General features: G+C 41.6%; 15 protein-coding genes and 3 pseudogenes. 12 read left to right on the top strand and 6 right to left on the bottom strand.

Annotated features, from left to right (window positions below):
* The first annotated feature begins 16 nt into the window (after nucleotides 1-16).
* Together LZP46_RS03335 and LZP46_RS03330 are read left to right on the top strand one after the other, a co-directional pair.
* Nucleotides 17-3,457 carry a DEAD/DEAH box helicase family protein gene (locus LZP46_RS03335; protein ID WP_087662177.1) on the top strand — a complete coding sequence of 1,147 codons (3,441 nt, stop codon included), beginning with the start codon at nucleotides 17-19 and terminating at the stop codon, nucleotides 3,455-3,457.
* 30 nt (nucleotides 3,458-3,487) lie between these two features.
* Entirely contained in the window at nucleotides 3,488-6,751 is a 3,264-nt protein-coding gene (locus LZP46_RS03330; protein ID WP_087662178.1) for a DEAD/DEAH box helicase, read from the top strand.
* Nucleotides 6,752-7,002: 251 nt separating this feature from the next.
* Here the strand turns inward: LZP46_RS03330 and LZP46_RS03325 are convergent, their stop codons facing one another.
* The gene (locus LZP46_RS03325) at nucleotides 7,003-7,302 is read right to left on the bottom strand and encodes a hypothetical protein (protein WP_178319533.1); all 300 of its coding nucleotides are present in this window, start codon (nucleotides 7,300-7,302) and stop codon (nucleotides 7,003-7,005) included.
* Between the two features lie 480 nt (nucleotides 7,303-7,782).
* On the opposite strand from LZP46_RS03325, the gene tnpA reads away from it, so the two are divergent.
* The 5 genes and pseudogenes from tnpA to LZP46_RS03300 all read left to right on the top strand — a co-directional run.
* Nucleotides 7,783-8,166 carry an IS66-like element accessory protein TnpA gene (gene tnpA, locus LZP46_RS03320; protein ID WP_005083376.1) on the top strand — a complete coding sequence of 128 codons (384 nt, stop codon included), beginning with the start codon at nucleotides 7,783-7,785 and terminating at the stop codon, nucleotides 8,164-8,166.
* Nucleotides 8,163-8,507 carry an IS66 family insertion sequence element accessory protein TnpB gene (tnpB, locus tag LZP46_RS03315; RefSeq protein ID WP_005080771.1) on the top strand — a complete coding sequence of 115 codons (345 nt, stop codon included), beginning with the start codon at nucleotides 8,163-8,165 and terminating at the stop codon, nucleotides 8,505-8,507. The genes tnpA and tnpB overlap by 4 nt, the downstream gene beginning before the upstream one ends.
* 74 nt (nucleotides 8,508-8,581) lie before the next feature.
* Nucleotides 8,582-9,982: pseudogene (gene tnpC / locus LZP46_RS03310) on the top strand (IS66 family transposase); the annotation flags it as partial.
* 575 nt (nucleotides 9,983-10,557) lie between these two features.
* Nucleotides 10,558-12,219 (top strand): group II intron reverse transcriptase/maturase, encoded by a 1,662-nt coding sequence (ltrA, locus tag LZP46_RS03305; protein ID WP_087537482.1) that lies wholly within the window; start codon nucleotides 10,558-10,560, stop codon nucleotides 12,217-12,219.
* Between the two features lie 104 nt (nucleotides 12,220-12,323).
* Nucleotides 12,324-12,551 (top strand): annotated as a pseudogene (locus LZP46_RS03300) (transposase domain-containing protein); the annotation flags it as partial.
* A 145-nt stretch (nucleotides 12,552-12,696) separates the two neighbouring features.
* Here the strand turns inward: LZP46_RS03300 and acpP are convergent.
* The 5 genes from acpP to LZP46_RS03275 form a co-directional block, all read right to left on the bottom strand.
* A complete protein-coding gene (gene acpP, locus LZP46_RS03295; protein WP_001279871.1) occupies nucleotides 12,697-12,933 on the bottom strand; it encodes an acyl carrier protein in 237 nt (78 codons plus the stop codon).
* Between the two features lie 83 nt (nucleotides 12,934-13,016).
* Entirely contained in the window at nucleotides 13,017-13,751 is a 735-nt protein-coding gene (gene fabG, locus LZP46_RS03290) for a 3-oxoacyl-ACP reductase FabG (RefSeq protein WP_019837736.1), read from the bottom strand.
* On the bottom strand, nucleotides 13,748-14,734 hold the full coding sequence (gene fabD / locus LZP46_RS03285) for an ACP S-malonyltransferase (RefSeq protein ID WP_236094676.1): 987 nt from the start codon (nucleotides 14,732-14,734) through the stop codon (nucleotides 13,748-13,750). The genes fabG and fabD overlap by 4 nt, the downstream gene beginning before the upstream one ends.
* Nucleotides 14,735-14,938: 204 nt before the next feature.
* Nucleotides 14,939-15,121: a 50S ribosomal protein L32 gene (rpmF, locus tag LZP46_RS03280; RefSeq protein ID WP_236094675.1), complete on the bottom strand. Its 183-nt coding sequence runs from the start codon at nucleotides 15,119-15,121 to the stop codon at nucleotides 14,939-14,941.
* A gap of 76 nt (nucleotides 15,122-15,197) precedes the next feature.
* Nucleotides 15,198-15,755 carry a YceD family protein gene (locus LZP46_RS03275; protein WP_236094674.1) on the bottom strand — a complete coding sequence of 186 codons (558 nt, stop codon included), beginning with the start codon at nucleotides 15,753-15,755 and terminating at the stop codon, nucleotides 15,198-15,200.
* Nucleotides 15,756-15,853: 98 nt separating this feature from the next.
* Between LZP46_RS03275 and LZP46_RS03270 the strand changes: the two genes are divergently transcribed.
* The 5 genes and pseudogenes from LZP46_RS03270 to rluB form a co-directional block, all read left to right on the top strand.
* Nucleotides 15,854-16,516: an elongation factor P hydroxylase gene (locus LZP46_RS03270; RefSeq protein WP_236094673.1), complete on the top strand. Its 663-nt coding sequence runs from the start codon at nucleotides 15,854-15,856 to the stop codon at nucleotides 16,514-16,516.
* Nucleotides 16,517-16,607: 91 nt separating this feature from the next.
* Entirely contained in the window at nucleotides 16,608-17,225 is a 618-nt protein-coding gene (locus LZP46_RS03265; protein ID WP_236094672.1) for an L-threonylcarbamoyladenylate synthase, read from the top strand.
* A gap of 233 nt (nucleotides 17,226-17,458) precedes the next feature.
* Entirely contained in the window at nucleotides 17,459-18,253 is a 795-nt protein-coding gene (locus LZP46_RS03260) for a segregation and condensation protein A (protein ID WP_236094671.1), read from the top strand.
* Nucleotides 18,250-18,843 carry an SMC-Scp complex subunit ScpB gene (gene scpB / locus LZP46_RS03255; RefSeq protein ID WP_236094670.1) on the top strand — a complete coding sequence of 198 codons (594 nt, stop codon included), beginning with the start codon at nucleotides 18,250-18,252 and terminating at the stop codon, nucleotides 18,841-18,843. The genes LZP46_RS03260 and scpB overlap by 4 nt, the downstream gene beginning before the upstream one ends.
* 41 nt (nucleotides 18,844-18,884) lie before the next feature.
* Nucleotides 18,885-19,757 (top strand): annotated as a pseudogene (rluB, locus tag LZP46_RS03250) (23S rRNA pseudouridine(2605) synthase RluB); the annotation flags it as partial.
* Nucleotides 19,758-20,114: the final 357 nt, after the last annotated feature.

Genomic DNA, 20,114 nt, shown 5'->3' with positions numbered 1-20,114 from the left:
ATTAGAGGGTGGATACATGAGCAACTTTCAGTTTTTAGAGCCTGAATTTAAAAGCTTGGCAAACACTGCTAAAGAAGCTGAAAAGCTCGTGTATATTTCCCCACAATTTGCCCTTGCTGCTGCAAGAACATCACTAGAAAATCTCGTGCTGTGGCTGTATCAATACGATAAAAAACTCACTCAGCCTTATGACCCATCACTCTACAACCTCATCACCGATGTAAAGTTTAAGGAAATTATCCCACCCTACATTTGGGACAAAATGGATAACATCCGCATGGTGGGAAACAGTGCGGTACACGGTAAAAAATTCAAACAACTGACGACTGAAGAAACAGTTAAACACATTAGCCATCTGTTCCTGATCTATGTCTGGTTTGAGCGTAATTATGGCTCACCATCAAAAGATCGCTCTCAGACCATTTTATTCAATCCTAGACTAATTCCAAATGCTGACCACACACAGCAAATGGCAACGAATCAGGAACAACTGCAAAAAGAAGTTGAAGCCAAAGAAAAAGCATTTGCAGAACAACACAAAGCATTGCGTGAACGTGAACAACAGCTATTTGAATTATCTGCAAGTCTAGAAGAACGTGAAAAACTACTTGCCAATATTGACGCTGAACTTGCTCAAAAACGTGCTGAAGTTGAACAGGCTAAACTTGCCAATAGCCAGATTCCTGATCATACCGACTACAAAGAAGACGAAACTCGTAAACTAAAAATTGATCTTTTACTAGAAGAAGCGGGTTGGGAAATTGGTGTAACGGCAAGAGAGGAAGTTCCAGTTACTGGCATGCCAAGTCCATCAGGTAAAGGTGCTGTCGATTATGTACTGTATGATGCCAATGGCTTGCCTTTAGCCTTGGTAGAGGCTAAACGTACATCGGTTGATCCTGAAGTGGGACAACAACAAGCAAAACTCTATGCAGATTGTCTAGAACAGCAAACAGGTCAACGTCCTGTGATGTTCTACACGAACGGTTATAAAACCCGTATCTGGAATGATGTGCAAGGTGGCCCACCTCGTTTGGTACATGGTTTTTACACGCAAACTGAACTAAAACGCCTAATCGAAAGACGCAAAAATAATCCAGATTTGGGGAGCTTTCCGATCAATGCGGAAATTGTTGAGCGTTATTATCAAACCCGTGCCATTAAAGCGATTTTGGCCGCATTTCAGCGTAAAGAACGTGCAGGTTTACTAATTATGGCAACTGGTACGGGCAAAACCCGTACCGCAATTGCGTTGGTTGATGTACTGATGAAAGCCAATGCTGTTCAGAAAGTTTTATTCCTTGCTGACCGTACCTCATTGGTCGTACAAGCCACCAATGCTTTTAAAGCCAATTTACCTGACTCTGCACCTGTTAATTTAGTAGACAGCAAAAACCAAAATGGACGGGTGTATTTATCTACCTATCAAACCATGATGGGGCTGATTGATGAAGTGAATGCAGATGGTACACGTAAATACGGTACAGGCATGTTTGACATGATTATTGTCGATGAAGCCCATCGTAGCGTGTACCAAAAATTCGGTGAGATTTTTAAATACTTTGATAGCTTATTGGTTGGTTTAACTGCTACCCCACGCGATGAAGTAGACCGTGATACTTATGCACTTTTTGGTTTGGAAAGTGGCGTTCCGACAGATTATTACGATTTAGACCAAGCTATTGCCGATGGTTATTTAGTTCCACCTAAAGCCTTTTCAGTCCCCTTAAAATTCATGCGTGAAGGTGTGAAATTTAATGAGTTGTCCGAACAAGAAAAAGAACACTGGAATGAGCTAGATTGGGGCGGTGATGATGCACCTGAAGAAGTAAATGCATCAAAAATTAATAAGGAACTGTTTAATACAGGCACAGTAGACAAAATGCTGCAGCACTTGATGGAAAATGGCATCAAGGTTGAAGGTGGAGATATGTTGGGTAAAACCATCATCTTTGCAGTCAATCAGAACCACGCCAATTTCATTGCAGAACGCTTTGATAAAAACTATCCACAATATGATGGTAAGTTCGCCCGTGTGATCACGCACTCCACCAAGTACGCACAAAGCCTGATTGATAGTTTTAGTAAAAAAGAGCTGGCTGATCCACAAATTGCTATTTCTGTCGATATGCTCGATACAGGCATTGATGTGCCTGAAGTGGTCAACCTAGTCTTTTTCAAAGCTGTACGCTCTAAAGTGAAGTTTATGCAGATGATTGGTCGTGGTACACGGCTTTGCAAAGACCTCTTTGCCCCAGGAATGGACAAAAAAGAATTCTATATTTTTGATTACTGCTCAAACTTTGAATATTTCAACGAAAATCCTGATGGTGCGCCTGTATCTACTGCTGAACCCTTGGGGCAACGACTATTTAAGGCACGTTTAAATCTTTTGAGTTTGTTGAATGCTCAAGACTATCAAACTGAAGAATTGGCAGCCGTCCGTCAAGACATACAACAAAGCCTACAAACTGAAGTGAAATCAATGAACAAAGATAATTTTATTGTTCGTGATGAGCTTGAGTATGTTGAGCAATTCCAAAAAGATGAGGCATGGAACAATTTAGATGATCTTGCTATTGGTACGTTGCGAGAACACATTTCTAAACTTCCAAATGAACTAGAAGCAGAAACACTAGAAGCCAAGCTGTTTGATATGTTGTGCTACAACATCGAACTTGCTGTGCTGAATAAGGATGCCAAAGCAGTACTTGCCTATGCTAATAAAGTGATTGAAATCGCTTCAAAACTGGAAAGTAAAGAGAATATTCCTGTGGTCGTAGCGCAGATTAAGTTGATACAAGACATACAAACCGAAGCCTATTGGGAAGGAATTACAGTCCCTATACTTGAGTCGATGCGTAAATGTATCCGCGGTTTAGTGAAACTCATTGAGAAATCGACCTCAACGATTGTCTATTCTATGTTGGATGATGAAATTGGAGTGATGCAAGCAGTCGATATCCCCGTCGTTTCAAGTGGTGTGAACCTAGCTCAATACCGTAAGCGTGTTGAGAGCTTTATTAAAGCCAATGAGAACCACATAACTATTGCCAAACTCAAACGTGGTTTAGCATTGACTCCAACCGATCTAAGTGAACTTGAACGCTTCGTATTCGAAGCTCAGGAAGTTGAGAGCAAAGAAAAATTTGAAGAATGCTTTGGTACAGAGAAATCTTTACCACTATTTATTCGTTCTTTAGTCGGCTTAGATCGTCAGGCAGTACAACAAGCCTTTTCAAAATATTTACAAGGCTCAAGCTATAACGAAAAACAAATCCGTTTTGTTGAAATGATTATAGATCATCTGACTCAAAACGGTGTATTGGCTGCTGCACAACTTTATGAGCCTCCATTCAATCAGGTTCATTTTGAAGGGATTGATGGTGTATTTAGTGATGGCGATGTCGATAACATATTTGGGGTTGTTGAAGTGTTTAATGAAGCGGTCGCGTAATTTTTATAATTTTGCATTAATGAGATAAAAATGAATCACATTGTATTACCTGAATTAAAGAAATTAATTTTCAAGAACGTAGACTGTAAAAATAAAGTTGAGCACTTAATTTTAGAAAACGATACTGTTGATTTTACATGGGTTGAGTCAAATCGAAGCTATGATGTAATCCAAGTTCAAAGTATAAATATACTAATCACCTCAAATAAAAATTTTGAAACATCAGCATTCGACTATGTAATTCACTCCAATCTTAAATTTAGTCAAAGTAATTTTTCACAAGGTAAGGTTCAACTAAAGGGCTGGATAAAACATCCTAGCTTCAGAGATTATAGTAATAGTGAAATTATTGGCTCTTGGGTTAATAACTTCAACTTCAAAGAAGAAAACCCTGCTACAAATTCTTATGGACTGCGTGAACCTCAGATTGCAGCTCTATATTCCATTTTAAGTCACTTAAAAAGTAAAGATGATGTCATTGGAACTGTAGTTATGCCTACAGGAACTGGTAAAACAGAAACAATGCTTTCAACACTAATCGCAAATAAACTAAATAAGATTATTATTGCTGTTCCGTCAGATGCTTTACGTGAACAAATATATGAAAAGTTTATTAAATTAGGTCTGTTAAAAAAATTTGGTATTGTAAGTAATGACGTTCTATATCCTAGAGTTGGCATTTGGTATGAAAATTTTAAAAAGTCGGAAGACTTAAACAACTTCGTTGATTCAAGTGATGTAATTGTTACCACTATGAATGTTCTAACAAACAACCATGGTGAAATTTTAGATGAAATTAATGAAAAAATAAGCAATATCTTTATTGATGAAGCACACCATGTCGAAGCTGATACATGGAAAAAAGTTAGTAATGCTTTCGCTAAACAAAAAATTCTACAATTTACTGCAACGCCTTTTCGTAATGATAGAAAACGATTAGATGGCAAAATTATCTATAGTTTCAGTTTAAAGAAAGCCCAAGAGCAAGGATACTTTAAACCGATTCACTTCAAATCTATTCGTGAATATGATCAAAAAAAAGCTGACGAATTGATCGCACATCAAGCAGTTGAAATTTTAAAAGAAGATTTGTCTAAAGGATTGGATCATATTTTAATGGCAAGATGTGCAGATAAAACTAGAGCTAATGAAGTCTTTGAATATTATAAGCAGTTTACCGAATTAAATCCTGTATTGGTTTATTCAGGGATTCCAAAGAAAAAAGAAATTCTAGAAGCTATTGTAAAAAAAGAGCACAAAATCATTGTTGCTGTAAATATGTTGGGTGAAGGTTTTGATCTTCCTCAATTAAAGATTGCAGCCTTTCATGATATTCGCAAAAGTTTACCCATAACCTTACAGTTTGCAGGTAGATTCACAAGAACATCAATAGACTCAACTTTAGGAAATGCGACCTTCATTGCTAACATTGCTATAGCAGAAACTGAAGAGGAATTAAGTGAATTATATGCTCAAGATTCTGATTGGAATTTACTATTATCAAACTTAAGTAGCGGGCAAATTAATGAACAGATTGATCTAGGAGATTTTATTAAAGGATTCCAAAATTTAGAAAATTCTAAAATACCTTTTCAAAATATTAGATTTGCTCTGAGCACTGTTGTTTTTAAAAATATTGGGAACTCATTTAATCTTTCTCGATTTAAAAAAGGAATAAAAGGATATGATGATTTAGAATATAAATTTTATGATATCAATAATGATGCAAATACAGCCGTAATTATTACAGCTTCAAAATCTGAAATAGAATGGGTGAATTATAAGGAAGTATATGGTTTAGATTGGACTCTTTACGTTATTTATTATGATGAAATAAATAAACTACTTTTTATTCATAGTTCAGATAAAAGTAGCCTATATCATGAGTTAGCTAATGCTGTTCTGTATAAAAATGCAACTTTAATCGAAAAACTAGATGTTTTTAAAAGTTTTTATGAAATTAAAAGAGTCTCTTTACAGAATGTTGGACTTAAAGAATATTTAAATAGAAAAATTCGTTTTTCAATGAAGGTTGGAACTGATATACAAGATGCATTATCTATTGCAGAACAACAAAGGGGAGAAAAAGCTTTTGTATTTGGCACAGGATACATTGAGGGGAAAAAAATTACTTTAGGTTGCTCTTATAAAGGACGGATATGGAGTTATTTAAAGAATGATATTAAGGAATTTATAAAATGGTGTAATGCAATTGGTGGAAAATTAATTAATCCTTCTATTGATCCAAATCAAATCCTTAAACATACATTGATTCCAGAATCAATAAGCAAACTTCCAGATATTCAACCAATCTATATTGATTGGAGCGATAGTTTTTATTTAAATACAGAATTTAAAATGAATATCAGAGATGAAAAAGATGAAACTAATATTGCTTTTTGTGAGCTAAAACTAATTAGCTATGATCTGATTAATGGTATTTCCTTTGAAATTTCAACGCCATCAAAGAGTTACAAGTTCAATAAATTGTTATTAGACGTTACAAGTCCAAATGGTAATAGTATTCCTGATTTCAACATATCTAAAGCTGACTCTGAAAATGCACAAATAAAAATTGGAAATAAAATTTATAGTTTAGAAGACTATTTAAATAGTAACCCTCCTATTGTTTGGTTTGCAGATGGTTCATCACTACAAGGTAATGAATTTGTTGAAATTAAATCTGTTATTCGTCCATATCCAATAGAAGCCCTAATTCCATGGAGTTGGGTTGGTGTTGACTTAAGTAAAGAAGCTCAAGGTGTTAATCCAATTCAAACAGATTCCATTCAATATAAAACTCTTCAAGTTTTAGAGCAGCAAGATTTTGATATTATTTATGATGATGATTTTTCAGGAGAAATTGCTGATATTATTACAATCAAAGAAACTACAGATAGTATTGATGTACAGTTTTACCATTTAAAATTTGCAAAAGATGGACTTGTGAGTGCCCGGGTTGATAATTTTTATGAGGTTTGTGGTCAGGCACAAAAGTCTATTCATTGGAAACATAAAAGTGGATTAGAGTTTTTTCAACACTTGTTACGCCGAGAAGAGAAAAAGAAAAATGGGTTTTCAAGAAGTCGTATTGAAAAAGGTTCAAAAGAAGATCTTGAAAGATTATTGAGAATTGCAAAAAACCATAAACCTATGAATTTTGAAGTATTCATTGTTCAACCTAGTTTATCCAAGCAGGCAACTACAAGTTCAATTATGACTTTACTTGGAGTCACAGAAAACTATCTCAGAGAAGTTGCAGATATCGATCTCAGAGTGATTGTTAATGAGTAGTTTTTAACTTTAATCTGTCAGATTTTTAATAAATTTAGAGTAATCCTTCAGATCAGTATGAGATGATTTTAGTTACGTTGAAGTTACCAAGTTAGATACGTCTAGCCATTAAAGTATTTTTGATATTTTGTATCCATGTTGATAGGAATTTGGACTACCTTTGTAAATATGTCTAAGATTAACTTGCTTGTTTTTGAGTGTATCCAGTGGACTACTCTTAAATGGAACTAGTGGACTACTATCAATGATATTTACAGAAAAGGTGGCATTCCAAGATGCTCTAAAATCTGTTCCTGTTCCCATCTATCCAACGACCCTCCTTCCAATCCAGATATCAACTCACTTGCTGTTTCCAAATATTGTGCTGTCTTTTCTCTGGACTCTCTTAAACTTAGCCACTGCATTTCTCTAGCGAGATGAAGAGGAGCAACTTCCTCAATTGAAAGCCAAACACTCCAATCATCTTTCGGTACATCAATATATCCTGGCGTATAAAAACGTTTAGGAATCGGCTGTCTACGTTCGATCCAAGATGACAAAGGCTTAAACATATACAAAAAATCCATTACTAATCAAACAGATCATAAAACTCACGTAAGAAGCACGAAAGAATATAATATTCTAGACATAATAATATAATCTAAAAACTGCTTTTCAGAAAATGACAGCTTATGTGTCGCAAAACTCGAAAAATGACACTAATTGTGTCGCAGAAGTTGTCATTAATTATCCCTAATGATGTCTAACTACTTGATTTTTCATATTCTCGATGACAACTTATGTGTCGCATGATGCCGCGGCGTAAAACGACACATCTTATGTCATTTGCGACACATCCGTGTCACTTGAAAGCAAAACTTGAATGACAGATGATGCTAAATAAAAAAATAGAGCCTAATGGCTCTATTTTTTATTTACTTTAAAAAATCAAAAAGGATAATATCCGTAAGCGTCCGCTGAACACACCTTCTGAATTCATCCTATAAGCCTTAATTTAGTTCCCACCTAAAAACAAGTGGGGACTTAAATTTATGACTACAAATAATCAGACATCCATCGCATCTCTTGCGAAAAAACGAAGAACATACAGTGCTGAATTTAAACAGCAGATCGTTCAGGCTTGTAAAGCACCGGACGTTTCAATTGCTTCAGTCGCTTTGCAACATGGATTGAATACAAATCTTGTATCCAAATGGATTCGCTTAATTGATGCTAAGCCAGGGAGTGATCGCTCACCACTACCGAATAAACCTGCATTTATTGCCTTATCTTGCTCTGCACCATTAGATCCTACTCCTACTGACATGTTAAAAGTTCAAATTACTTTACCCCACTCAAAAGCAGAAATTGGCTTGAAATGGCAGACATCAGAAATACCTGCCTTGGCAGAATTACTCAAGGCACTGGCAACATGATCCGTATCAATGAAATTTGGCTCTCTACCCAGCCCATGGATATGCGAGCAGGAATGGATACTGTCATGGCTCAGGTGGTGAGAGCCTTTGGCTACATCAAACCGCATTGCGCCTACCTGTTCTGTAATAAACGTGGTCATCGTATGAAAGTGTTGGTACATGATGGACTGGGCATCTGGCTGTGTGCCCGGCGTTTGGAACAGGGTAAATTTCACTGGGCTCAAGTTCACCAAGTTCACCAAGGTGAAACCGTGGCCCTCAGCCCGGAACAGTTACAGGCATTAATCCAAGGTTTGCCCTGGCAGAGAATTGGATTGCAGCAAGTGGTGAATATGCTCTAAACCAAGCTCGACCATTCTGCCATCCTCCAAACGTTCTATTTCATTCTCTTCATGACCTCAGGCATACTGTGGTCATGAATACGCTGCCTGACTTAAGCCAACTGACCCATGAACAACTGCTGGAATTCACCAGACAGTTGGCGATGCAGCATCAGTCTCTAGCACAATCAAACCAGCAATTAGATGCCAGAGTTCAACATCTTGAAGTCACCAATCAGCAATTAGATTCTAAAGTTCAACATCTTTCTATTCTCAATCAAAAATACGAGCATGAACTGGCGCTGTTTAAAAAGCACAAATTCGCCCAAAAGAATGAACACTTAACGGCAAAACAAATCCATCTGTGGGATGAAGCGGTTGAAGAAGATATTGCCGCGGTTGATCTAGAACTGGAACGGCTAAATGCAGATAAAACCAATGCAGCGACACAGAAAGCCAAAACCAATAAACCTAAACGTCGACCACTGCCAGATCATCTACACACCATCCGTATTGAGCATGAACCTGCATCAACCCAATGTGCTTGTGGCTGCCAACTCCGTCGTATCGGCGAAGATGTCAGTGAAAAACTGCATTTCAGACCGGCACAGTTCTATAAGGAACAGCATGTGCGTGGTAAATGGGTCTGTGATCAGTGTGACACTCTGACTCAGCAAGCGATGCCCGCCTATGTGATTGATAAAGGCATTGCTTCACCTGAATTGCTCAGCCATGTGCTGGTATCGAAGTATGCCGATCATTTGCCGCTGTACCGTCAACGTCTGATCTATCAGCGGGCGGGAATCGAACTTTCTAGATCAACTTTATCTGACTGGATAGGTCGCTGCGGTGTAGAACTGGAACCTCTGGCCAATGCCTTAAAAGAGGTGGTGCTGCAACAGCGGGTGCTGCATGCAGATGAAACACCGGTCACCATCATGCGGATGGGTGAGAATAATAAAAAACCGAAGAAAGGTTATGTCTGGGCCTATGCCACCACACAGTACAATCCAGTTCAGGCGGTGATCTATGACTTTCAGGATAGTCGTTCAGGCCAGCATGCTGAAGAGTTCTTGAAAGGCTGGCAGGGCTATCTAGTCTGTGATGATTACAGTGGTTATAAAGCACGTTTTAAATCAGGCCAGGTGATTGAGGTGGGGTGCATGGCCCATGCACGTCGTAAATTCCATGAACTGCATGTAACTGGGAAAAGTCAGGTTGCTGAACAGGCCTTAGTGCTGATTCAGAAACTGTATGCGATAGAAGCAGAACTCAGGAAAAAGACCGATGGTACAGCGGAAGACCGCCGCGAATACCGACAACAGCATAGTCAACCAGTGATGCAACAACTATATGAATGGCTCAACCAACATCATCTGACAGTGCCATCGAGTTCTCCTACCGCCAAGGCTATCAATTACACTCTGAAGCGTTGGCCAGCCTTAAGCCGTTATCTGGATGATGGCAATCTACCGATATGCAACAATTGGGTAGAGGTGCGACACGAAGTCGCTTAATGAAGTTGTTCCCCCTGCGGGAACCACCCGTGTCACCGGGTGAATCTAGAAGGCTGAATAAAGAGCGCCTTCGACAATGTAACGAGGCACCGTAAGGTGCGGGGTATCAATCGTGAGAGGCGTACTCTTCTGGCAGCCATAGCCGGACAAGGGCTAGATAATCGGTATGGTGAACACATGTGAATCTGCGCAACGATCGTTAAATTGAACGAGCGGAAATGGCTAATACGCTCGAACCAAAACGGTAATGGAGGTGGGAATCGCGTCTTTCTACTACGCATTCGTGACCCATACGCCTCCCGGTCGATAGCAGGCACCTAAGCCGATGTACTTCAGTAAGCGGAACGTGGAAATCCCGTATTACCCCCATTGGGAAAGCAGTTTGCAAAAACTGCCCATGGTGATGCGGGCGAAGGAACGAGGAAAAAGCGAATGCCAGTCTGTAATGGGTTGGATAGAGGTTGAAACATTACCTCACGCGAAAGCGGGCTGACGTCCTTATGGTCTCTCATCACAAGAGAGTGTGTAGAACCCTTTTAATGGAGGGAGAGCAAATGAACGCAGCAGTATCAGCGTGTGCGCCTTCCAGCACATCGTGGGACAGCATCGATTGGATTGCTGTACAGCGTCATGTCAGAGGGCTGCAAGCGCGTATTGTGAAGGCGGTACAAGACGGCAGGTATAACAAGGCGAAAGCTCTGCAATGGCTGCTGACTCACTCGTTTAGTGGCAAAGCATTGGCCGTAAAACGAGTGTCTGAAAACAAAGGCAAAAACACGGCTGGGGTCGACAAGGTGACTTGGAATACACCCAAGGCCAAGACCGGTGCGATGATGTCGTTGAAGAGGCGAGGTTACACGCCCCTTCCGCTTCGGAGAGTCCTTATTCCGAAGAAAAATGGCAAGATGAGACCTCTCGGGATACCCACGATGAAATGCCGGGCCATGCAGGCGCTCCATCTGCTGGCTTTGGAACCCATCGCGGAGACCACCGCTGATCGGAACTCTTATGGATTCAGACCACAACGCTCAACCGCGGATGCTGCAGCACAGTGCTTTGGTGTGCTGTCAAGAAAAGTAAGTGCGGAGTGGGTGCTAGAGGGTGACATTCAAGGCTGTTTCGACAATATCAGCCATGACTGGATGATCGCCAACCTCCCAATGGACAAGGTGATTCTACGGAAATGGCTCAAAGCCGGTTACGTCTACCAAAGCAAGCTGTTTCCCAGTCTTTCCGGAACACCGCAAGGAGGTATTATCTCCCCGGTGTTGGCCAACATGACCTTGGACGGACTGGAAACGATGCTGGCGAAGAGGTTCCCTAACGCCAAATGGACAGGCAAAAAGCTGCAACTGGTACGGTATGCGGATGATTTCATCATCACGGGGTATTCTAAAGAGTGGCTCGAAAATGAAGTTCGCCCTGCCGTGGTTGAATTTCTGGCGGAGCGCGGTCTCGTGCTCTCTCAGGAAAAGACCAAAATCACGCACATAGGGAACGGGTTCGATTTTCTTGGCTGGAACGTACGTAAGTACAACGGCAAGCTACTGATCAAGCCGTCAAAGGCAAACATCAGCGCTCATCTTGACAAGCTGCGAGCATTAATCAATGCAAACAAAGCGACACGACAGGCCACTTTGATCGGTTTGCTCAACCCGATTCTAAGGGGTTGGGCCAACTATCATAGTCATGTCGTTGCCAAGAAGGTTTTCAACCAGGTAGACAACGCAGTGTGGGAAATGCTCTGGCGATGGGCTGTACGTCGCCACCCTCGCAAGACACTCCGATGGGTCAAAGATCGGTATTTCAAAGTACAAGGAGCGCGTCGATGGGTGTTCTCATGTGATGAACAGTCCGCTGATGGTCGGAAGCGACAATACACATTAGTGTCTGCCTCGGACACGCCAATTGTGCGACATATCAAGATCAAGGCTGCTGCTAACCCTCATGACCCCGCATGGGATGAGTACTTCGAATCCCGATGGGGTAAAAGAATGCTGGTCTCCGCAAAGGGGCGAGCCAAGCTGTATCGGGTGTGGCTAAAACAAGGTGGTCGCTGCTGCGCCTGTCTTAAACCAGTCACCAAAGATACACCATGGCACAGCCGTCATATTGTGAAGCTAAGTCATGGTGGAACGGATGCAGTTGCTAATCTTGAGATTTACCATCTGTATTGTCCGAGGAGTGTTCAGTTTGCCAATGTCAACGATGTATAACCGGGTGCCGAATGGCGCCTTAGCAGAGGCTTGAGCCGTGTGCTGGGAAACTCGCATGCACGGTTCTTAGGGGGTTGGACGTAGGTAACTGCGTCTGACTACCCGACAATCAAATGCGACCTTGGGCCTTAGGGCGCAAGAACTGGCTGTTTGCTGGCTCGCTGCGCAGCGGCCAGCGAGCGGCGAATATCATGACTTTAATCCAGTCAGCAAAGCTGAATGGCTTGGATCCGTATGCCTATTTAAGTGATGTGCTGAAAAGGCTGCCGACGCATAAAGCGACCCAAATAGAAGAATTACTGCCACATCGCTGGAAATCCAACTCAAATTAAAAAATAGGCATGGGGTTCAGCGGACGCTTACGCTACATCACACATTTAACAAAATTCGCCTTTTTCATATTCGATTGTAAAAATGATAGCGCATAAAAAAGCCACCTTGCGGTGGCTTTCATTTCAGCAGTGCTGAAATCAACAATTAACCAAGTTTTTTAGTTACGTAGTCAATTGCTGATTGAACTGTTGTGATTTCGTTAGAATCTTCGTCTGGGATTGTGATGTCAAAATCGTTTTCGAAAGACATTACAAGCTCTACTAAGTCTAAAGAATCAGCACCTAAGTCATCCATAAAAGATGCTTCGTTTTTGATTTCTTCAGCTTTAAGACCAAGTTGTTCTGCAACCGCTTGTTTAACGCGTTGTTCGATATCGCTCACAGGAATTCTCCTCATTGCTTGTGGCGTTTTTAATGCCGTTAGTTTAATTGAATCTATAAAATTTTGAAAGTTTATACTTGAGCTTAGCTCATGTATAAACCACCATTTACGTGTAACACTGTACCAGTGATGTAACCAGCTTTGTCAGAAGCCAAGAAACTCACTGCATTTGCGATATCTTGTGGATCACCTAAACGGTTTAATGCCACTTGCTCACTCATTTTTTTGCGAATTTCTTCACTTAACTGATCTGTCATTTCAGTTGCAATAAAGCCCGGCGCAACCGAGTTTACTGTAATTTGACGACTGCCCATTTCTTTGGCAAGGCTTCGGCTGAATGCTTCAATACCGGCTTTTGCCGCAGAATAATTGGCTTGTCCTGGGTTCGCAAAATGTGCCACCACAGAACTAATATTAATAATGCGTCCAAAACGTGCTTTGGTCATGCCTTTCAAGACACGTTTAGATAAACGGTAAACTGCCTTTAAGTGAATGTTGAGAATGTCATCCCAATCATCTTCTGACATACGCAGTAACAAATTATCTTTGGTGATACCCGCATTGTTGACCAATACCAAAACTGAACCATAGCTTTGTTCAATGTCAGAAACTAAGGCATCAATGGCAGCACCATCACGAACATCCAATACTTTACCTGCACCGTTTTCTGCAAAACTTGCCGATAATTTTTCTGCGCCCGCTTCAGAAGTGGCAGTACCTACCACAAAAAAACCGTCTTGAATGAGTTGCTGAGCGATGGCTGCACCAATCCCTCGACTTGCACCTGTGACTAATGCAACTTTACGTTCTTGTGTCATGCAATTTTCCCTTCTGCCACCAAAATGGCATTTAGTGCATCTTCCATACGACTTTGTGTGTCGAGTGGGAATGCTTTTTCGATATTCGGTAAACGCTTCGCAAGATTCGCCAATACATTGCCCGGCCCACATTCCACTATATATTCAATACCCTGATCTTGTAGGTATTGCATAGTTTGTGTCCACTGCACCGATTGGTACAATTGCGCAGTGAGTGCCTGACCTAATTGCGCAACATCTGCCGCGATTCCAGCGTTGACATTTTGTATTACAGGAATACGCGGTAGCTCAATGGCAGTTTGTTCCAAAGCTTGTGCAAACTGTTCTGCCGCAGGTTTCATCAATGAACAGTGCGATGGTACAGATACAGGCAGGGCAATGGCTTTACCACCATTTTCTTTGGCCAATGCCATTAGTGCTTCGACTAAAGTTTTATCACCTGCGATAACCACTTGCCCTTGGGCATTGTAGTTCGCTGCTTCTACCGAGCCACGACCTTGCACATTCACTTGTTCACATAGCTCAAGCACTTTGGCATCTTCAAGGCCTAAAATGGCAGCCATTGCGCCCTGACCTTGTGGCACAGCGTTTTGCATTAATTTGCCGCGCAAGTTTACCAGTTTAACGGCATCGCCCAAGCTCAAACTGCCTGCAGCAACTAATGCACTATATTCGCCCAATGAGTGTCCTGCCAAGTATTTTGGTGCAACACCACCCAACTCTAACCACACACGCCATAAAGCAATACTTGCAGTGAGTAATACAGGCTGAGTAAATTCTGTTTGATCTAAACCTTCACCACTTTGTGCAATGTGCCATAAATCAAAGCCAATCGCCTCAGAGGCTTCAGCAAATGTTTCGCGCACACCGCTAAACTGTTCTGCAAGCTCAGCCAACATACCGGCTTTTTGTGAGCCTTGACCAGGAAAGACAAATGCAGTTTTAGTGGCTTGAGCTGCTTGCTCGAGTCGTTTAGCAGACATAAAAAATCCTTTAATTAAGATGCACAAATTGTAGTTTTTTACAGCTACAATCCACACCTTCTCATGTAAGCTCAGTTATGGAGCGGAAATTTAACACTTAATTTTGTATTTAGTAATTGCCAAATACAACAAAAATCGGGCACAAAAAAAGGGAGCTTACGCTCCCATTTTTTCTACTAAACTTGACGCTTAATACATCACCAATTATTCAGCATCTGCTTTAGCGAATAATTGACGACCACGGTAGAAACCATCTTTAGTTACGTGGTGACGACGATGAGTTTCACCAGTAGTTTGGTCTACAGTTAATGCATTCTCGGTTAAAGCGTCATGTGAACGGCGCATGTCACGGCGAGAGCGACTTTTACGGTTTTGCTGAACGGCCATGATGGCTCCTTACAAAGATCGAAAAAATGGATCAGAACAAATTGAGTTGTCTTAACTAAAAATTATAACATAATTTTCAGTTAAGTTTACCTTTCAAACTTGCCAAAACATCAAACGGATTATCACGTTTTTCTTCGGCAATGTTCTGAATGGCAGGTTGATGCTTATGCTCGCAAGCGTCGTGCTTAGGAGATAAAGGCAACAACAATAACAATTCATCTTCTATAAGTGACAGTAAGTTAGCCGTCGCAGGCGAATCATAATCGCCTTTGGTGGTGGCTTCACTTTCACCTAATACAATGAAATCAGCATCCTCATCCAAGCGCTCTATCAGTGACTCATCATCCACAAGAGCTAGATGAAAATCTAAAACGAGGTCTATTTCTACAGAACCCAAGCAGCGCTGGCATTCCATTGGAACTTTCGTTTCAATATGACCATCTAGCCATACAATGCGATGATACGCATCCATTGATAGCTTACAGTCTATGTTAACCAATTGATCATCAATTGATCCAACAGCTTCACGGGCGATACGAGCAAAGCGATACGATGGCAGGTTACCTGACCATCTAAAGCCCTGTTCAGCCCATTTAAACGGCTCAATCTGTGCCGGAAAGGTATTTGCTGACATAATTAAGGCGGCAATTCTACAAATTCATCAGTACTCTGTCAAAGATTAAGATACAATTTTGTACTTATTTAGACAGACCAATTTTGGGTAAAACAGTCATGCATCTGTTGCAGCCGCAAACAGAAGTGAATTTTTCATCACTTGTGAGCACACTTCCAACCACCAATTCTGACACTTCGCACCCCCAAGTGCAACTCTCGGACTGGGCAAAACTCAATACAGAAACGGAACAGGTGGACTGGCTCATCTTACACTTTAATCACTGGTTTTCCCACCTAAATGTGAACTTGGTCAAAGGTGATTTTGAACCTGAGTACTTTCCTGCAACACCAGACCAACCTGCACGAATTCAATTTGCTCATGGCTTCTTTAATAGCGCACTGCATGAAATTAGCCATTGGACCATTGCAGGTGAACAAAGGCGCTTATTGTCCGACTTAGGCTATTGGTATGCCCCCGATGGTCGTACTCAAGAGCAACAAGCCTTGTTTGAACAAGTCGAAATTAAGCCACAAGCAATAGAATGGCTATTTGCTCAAGCGTTTGGGCGTAAATTCCGTGTGTCTTTAGATAACCTAACAGGTGAAGGTGGAGATGGCCGCACATTTAAAGACAATGTCTTTGCCCAAGTACAGCGTTATTTTAATGGCGAAACCAAATTACCGCGCGATGCAAAACGCTTTATCGAATGTATTTGTTACTGCACCCGAGGTGGCAAAACATTACAAAGTGCAGAGTTTGAACGTAAAAATCTAGATTAAATGCAATAAAGCATGGGGCAATCATTGCAAGTGACATCAATCCCCTTTCATAATGAAGCGACGAACACACTTACGCACTGAGGGAATTCATATGTTGCATTTAAGAGTACATCCTGAAAATCCACAGCCGCGTCTCATCAGCCAAGCGGTTGAACGCATACGCGCAGGCGATGTGGTGGTTTATCCAACCGATGCTGCCTATGCAATTGGTTGCCAGATTGGTAATAAAAACGCGATGGAGCGCATTTCACAAATTCGTGGTTTAGGCGCAAAACATCAATACGCCATTATTTGTGCCGATTTATCAGATATTGCCACTTACGCCAAAGTCGACAATGCTATGTATCGTCTACTGAAAAACAATACCCCTGCTGTCACGACCTTTATTTTACCTGCGACCAGTGAAGTGCCACGCCGCTTAATGCATCCCAATAAAAAAACCATTGGTTTGCGCATTCCAAGCAACCCAATTTGTCGCATGCTACTGAAAGAACTGGGTGAACCTTTACTAACCAGCACCCTCATTTTACCAGGTCAGGAAGACCCTTTAGATGATCCATACGAGATTGATCTACAACTCAACAAACGCATAGATGTACTGATTGATGGTGGCTTAGGCACACTCAGCACCACCAGTATTGTTGATTTGTCGGGTGACAACCCGCAAATTGTGCGTCGTGGTGTGGGAGATGTGAGTGCTTTTGAATAAGCACTCCTTTTATTCACGCTGTATTTGTTATCTTTGTAACATCATCACCCAAAAAAATACCCCTATTTATTTTTGGCTTTTTTTGACATTTGGTTGTAGAACAGATTTATTTCAACCACGATATCCTTTAGACTAGCCGCTATTAATTTTGTGCTATTTCTCTACCGCTCCTCCTATCTAAAGCGGAAATAGCGTTTGCATGCTTTTGAAAATTCGCGTGGCCCAATACTGTAATGAATCAATCCCTCCACAATGCGATGGAACCTGCCCAACACATTCGTGTGTTAGATGAATGGCAAGAGTCGATTCCAGAGGATTTATATATTCCTCCTGCAGCATTTGAAATTCTGTTAGAGCATTTCGAAGGACCACTCGACTTTCTAATTTACCTGATTCAAAAAAATGGCTTCGATTTACTCCAGTTAGATATTGCCCCCATTGCATCGCAATATCTGTCGTATATGGATGCCATGAAATCACTGAATATTGAGCTCACTGCTGACTATATGGTGATGGCTGCACTATTGGCCGATTTAAAATCACGGCTGTTATTGCCAAAAGCACCAATCGCCAGTGCAATTGAGAAAGACCCGAAACAAGAGCTGATTGACCGCCTAGAAACATATTTAAGAGTCAAGCAAGCGGCGGAACGCCTTGGGCAAATGCCAGTTTTAGAACGTGATACCTTTGCCACCAATGTTGGCTTAGGACACACTGCTGTGAATAATGTCGGCTATGCGGCCGATCAATTACGTGATGCGTTGTTCTGCATTTTTAACCGTCCTGAACCTGTGACCCATCAAATTTTGCAAGAACCTGTTTTGCTCGAAGAACGAATTGCGTTTATTGAAGCTAAACTCGCCTCGGGTGAAATTCTGAGTTTCGATGCGCTACTCAAACCAAGTCAGGGGCGAATGGGTATGGTGGTGACCTTTATGGCGATTTTAGAACTGACCCGCCAGCAAAAAGTGTGCATTGTGAGCAGTGGTATTGAAGCACCATTGAGCATTCAAGGGGCGCAAGCATGAATTCAGAACAGATTGTTTCAAACCTGTCCGATGGCGAACAACAGCATGAATTGCTAATGCAACTTGAAGCCATTATTTTTGCCAGTGATAGCGCCGTATCTTTGGCGCGTCTGAAAGAAGCCTTTCAGGACAAATATAGCAAAGCCCAATTACGTCATTTTTTACAACAATTGGCCATGTTACAACATGGTCGCTCGATTGAACTGATCGAAACCGCACAAGGTTTTCGTTTTCAGGTACGGGCAAAGTATCGTACAATAATTACACAGGTATGGCCTGAACGTCCGACCAGACTTTCGCCCTCACTACTAGAAATACTGGCAGTGATTGCCTACCACCAGCCTGTGACCCGTGCAGATATTGAACAAATTCGTGGAGTATCAAACAATAGTCAAATTTTACGTACATTATTTGACTGGAACTGGATTAAAGAATCTGGTTTCCGGGAACTCCCAGGAAGACCTGCGTTGTTAGTTACAACGCCCCAATTTTTAAATGCATTTGGCTTGAATTCCTTAAGTCAATTGCCTCCCCTACAGGATGCCAAGGAAGCTTTCATGGCACTCGATGCATCTGCATCTGTGTCTTGAATAGGTAAACTGTTGATGATCATTTCTAAGGTTGTGCTGTTATGAGTGAAAAGTTGCAAAAGGTACTCGCACGAGTAGGCTTGGGTTCTCGCCGTTATATGGAAGAAGTCATTGCCGCTGGTCGTGTGAGTGTCAACGGCCAAGTTGCCCAAGTGGGTGAACGTATCGAACCAGGTGATGAGCTTCGCATCGATGGTCGTAAAGTTCAGTTCCAAATTGAAGACGAAATTCGTCGTCGTGTTCTGATTTACTATAAACCAGAAGGCGAAATTTGCTCACGCAACGACCCTGAACAACGCCCGACTGTATTTGATAACTTACCTGCAATTGCCAATGATCGTTGGGTGATGGTTGGTCGTCTAGACATTAATTCGACAGGTTTATTACTATTCACCAACGATGGTGAATTAGCCAACCGTTTAATGCACCCATCGAACGAAATTGAACGTGAATATGCGGTTCGTGTGATGGGCGAAGTAACACCACAACTGAAAAACAACATGCTACGCGGTGTAGTGCTAGATGATGGCCCTGCCAAGTTTGAATCTTTCTCTGAAATTGGCGGCGATGGTATTAACCGCTGGTATCAAGTGGTAGTAAAAGAAGGTCGTAACCGTGAAGTTCGTCGTATTTTTGAATCACAAGGTCTGAAAGTCAGCCGTCTATTGCGTACCCGTTACGGTACAGTGATTTTACCACGTGAATTGCGAACAGGTCGCTGGATAGAGTTGGATAAAAATGACATCGACAACCTTGCCAAAGCAGTTGAATTAAAACCACGTCAAGGCACAGGTTTGTACGGCATGGCAAAACGTCGCAATGAGCGTATGCAGGAAAAACCATTGGCGGCTCGTCGTGGTGGTTTCTTGCGTCAGCAACGTCGTGACACCGAAGAAGCTGCACAAAACACAGGTTTTGCACCGCGTGAACCACGCCAAGAAGGTAATAGCTATGGCAATCGTGAACGTCGCCAAGACGGTAATAGCTATGGCAATCGTGAACGTCGCCAAGACGGCAATAGCTATGGCAACCGTGAGCGTCGCCAAGACGGTAACAGCTATGGCAACCGCGAACGTCATCAGGATGACAATAGCTACGGCAACCGTGAACCACGTCAGGATGGCAACAGCTACGGCAACCGTGAACGTCGTGACGAAAATGCACCACGCAAACCGTTTGGCAATAAAAGCTTTAAAAAATTCTAAAAGCTGAAATACGCCAAATTGATAAAAAGCCACACGTTCATGTGTGGCTTTTTTATTGGGCAAATT

Origin of the sequence: Acinetobacter sp. SCLZS86 (genome assembly GCF_021560715.1) — a bacterium.
Taxonomy (GTDB): Bacteria; Pseudomonadota; Gammaproteobacteria; order Pseudomonadales; family Moraxellaceae; genus Acinetobacter; species Acinetobacter towneri_A.
The sequence above is the reverse complement of the archived record's forward strand: the minus strand, read 5'-3'. Positions and strand labels throughout refer to the sequence as shown.